The sequence below is a fragment of the Methylobacterium sp. E-005 genome, from assembly GCF_022829725.1.
Lineage (GTDB): Bacteria > Pseudomonadota > Alphaproteobacteria > Rhizobiales > Beijerinckiaceae > Methylobacterium.
Map to the genome: position 1 here is coordinate 1 of NZ_JAKSYG010000261.1, position 2,224 is coordinate 2,224.

A 2,224-nucleotide genomic window follows, 5' to 3' on the forward strand; every position below is an offset into this window, starting at 1 on the left:
GGGGGAGAGGGGCTAGGAGGGTCGAATGTACGCGCTGTTCGCCGGGCTGATGTACTATCCCGAAGGCGGCTGGGGCGATCATCGGCTAACCACGCCGGATCTAAGTTCCGCGCAGGCCGAAGCGAAGAACGCCGAGCACTCCGGTAATCCGCAGTATGGCTACAGCGCTATTCAGCGCCTCGCTCGCCAAGGGGTGATCGAGAGGACCGGACTTGGCTGCTACAAGCTTGTCTCAAAAGAGAATGAGCCGTCCGACGTTCCCGCGTCGAACGGCTCAGATGCCGGGTCGGATGATGACGGGCGCCCGAGGGCGCTTCGTCTCGTCTGACCTATCCGTTCCACCCCGCGTCTGTCCGGCGCTAACAGAGGAGAACGTCATGGCCGACAACCATGCCCTCAGAAGAGGGCAACGGCTTCGGCCGGTGCGCTAACACCGGCCGAAGCCAGAACCATCACTTCAATTGCTATCCGGCTTGGACAGCTACCAAAAGCGACAGCCCCGCAGGCTCAGAGTCGCACTTTTGGTCGTCTCGTTCAAGCCGGTCCCCTTCAATTCGCCCCAACGGCGTTAAGGACCGACTATGCCCGAGTTTCCCTGTGACCATCTCACGGCCTACCACATCCTCTACGCCGTATTCGAACTCGGCTGGAGCCAGGGCAAGGCTTCCCATTACTTCTGTGCGAACGGCGGCACGGTCTCTAAGATCGTGCGCGGCCTTTCCCATCAGGGAGCGGCGCCTGTGCCGTTCTTGTCTGAGGCTGCGCCCGTCCCGGCGTAACTGATCCCGGCCGGCTCATCCGCAAGGGTGATGCCGGCCTCCTCAAACGCGCGCCGCATCGCCAGCATGTTGTTGGCGATCGGCGTGCGGATGCCGTTCTCAAACTGCCGGATCGTGCTCAGTCCAATATTGGCGCGCTTGGAGAGATCGGTCTGCGACCAATCCAACCATCCTCTAGCGGCTCGGCAGTGGGCGGGGCCGGATTTCCAGTGCTCACGAGGATTTCGCCTAGGTTTATTTATTTCCCTGAGGCTTCTTTAATCCCTGTCCGAGCGGCTGGCCATGCTTAATTTTGTTAAGAGTGGCCTGTATGCTGGAGCCGGCAGCCGCGTAGGCGCCGTTGAGGACGCGACGATCCAGCACTTTGAGAGTGTCGCCGCCAGGCAAGGCATAGGTGACGAATAGCTTCGAGTCAGGATTGCCCTTGGCACCGCTGACCGTGAACGACCGCTCGGCCTCCTTCTTAAGAGCGCCCATTTTAGCCCGCCTCCCGCCATGCTTGTCAGGATCACGCACGTTCAGCACTCCAAGACTCGATCGGCTTCAATCTTGGCCGTAGAGACTTGACTGAGCAGTTAACGCGATGTGGATAGTGGCCGCAATCCCCCGCGATGCCGAGAGGCTGCTAGCCACTAAGACCCTTCCAACGCCCCCATATCGGGAGCGTTTCCACCTTTTCAACAGGTTTTTGCGTGAGTGGCAATCTTGCGCTTTGGTAGCTAGATGCCCACTTGTGCGTCGTCGCACGTTCACCTCAACGTTTTTGGGTGAGGTTGCTGCATAATACCGGAGCAGCCTGCCGACGAGCAGCCCCGGGGCAGGACCGTCACGACCCGTTTTTTCGGATCGCCTCAAGGATGCTCTTCTGCATGTCGGAGAGCCGGCCCTCGAACTTCTCAAGCCGGTCGATTATCCGGCCCTGACCATCCGTCACCCGGCTCTCGATGGCTGAGATTTCCGGCTTGGTCATGTAGTTTTTTGCGATGTTCTCCCGCACCTCGGAGAGCTGATCGCGGAGCAGGTTAGTCTGGCCGATGATGCCGGCCAACCGCTGGTCTAGGCCCTTCTCAATGTCATCGCGCCAGTTCTGGCGGTCATGCTCAAGCTCGCGAAGGTGCTTGTCGAACTCGGTTTTGTTGAGACGCCACTGCGTGTCAATGTCGTCAAGCTTTTTGTGTGCGGCTTTGAGGCTTTCGGCCGTAGCTGACTCAGAAGCCCCACGCTTGTAGGTGAACAGAACGATGCTCACCACCCATCCGACGACGACGACAACCGTAGCGCCTGATATAGTCCATGAGAAGCCTTCCATAATGCGACTCGGGGCAACGCTTTTGTGGGTCAGTGCGTGATGTGCGGGGCCGCGGGCTTGCGAGCGGCCTTATGGGCTGCCAGCACAGGCACGTTGGTCTCAGCTTCCTCAACCGAACCGACGACGTTGCTGACTG

The 2,224-nt window shown here is 59.7% G+C and carries 4 protein-coding genes; 1 reads left to right on the forward strand and 3 read right to left on the reverse strand.

Features of this window, described 5'->3' with window-relative positions:
• Positions 1 to 25: 25 nt before the first annotated feature.
• The gene (locus MKK88_RS33645; RefSeq protein ID WP_244008175.1) at positions 26 to 328 is read left to right on the forward strand and encodes a hypothetical protein; all 303 of its coding nucleotides are present in this window, start codon (positions 26 to 28) and stop codon (positions 326 to 328) included.
• Between the two features lie 396 nt (positions 329 to 724).
• On the opposite strand, the gene MKK88_RS33650 is transcribed toward MKK88_RS33645, so the two are convergent.
• From MKK88_RS33650 to MKK88_RS33660, 3 genes are all read right to left on the reverse strand, one after another.
• On the reverse strand, positions 725 to 1,021 hold the full coding sequence (locus MKK88_RS33650) for a helix-turn-helix transcriptional regulator (protein WP_313902370.1): 297 nt from the start codon (positions 1,019 to 1,021) through the stop codon (positions 725 to 727).
• Positions 1,014 to 1,295 (reverse strand): hypothetical protein, encoded by a 282-nt coding sequence (locus MKK88_RS33655; RefSeq protein WP_244008178.1) that lies wholly within the window; start codon positions 1,293 to 1,295, stop codon positions 1,014 to 1,016. Before MKK88_RS33655 ends, MKK88_RS33650 begins: the two co-directional genes overlap by 8 nt.
• Before the next feature lie 310 nt (positions 1,296 to 1,605).
• Complete coding sequence (locus MKK88_RS33660) at positions 1,606 to 2,028, reverse strand: hypothetical protein (protein ID WP_244008180.1); 423 nt, start codon at positions 2,026 to 2,028, stop codon at positions 1,606 to 1,608.
• Between the last annotated feature and the right edge of the window lie 196 nt (positions 2,029 to 2,224).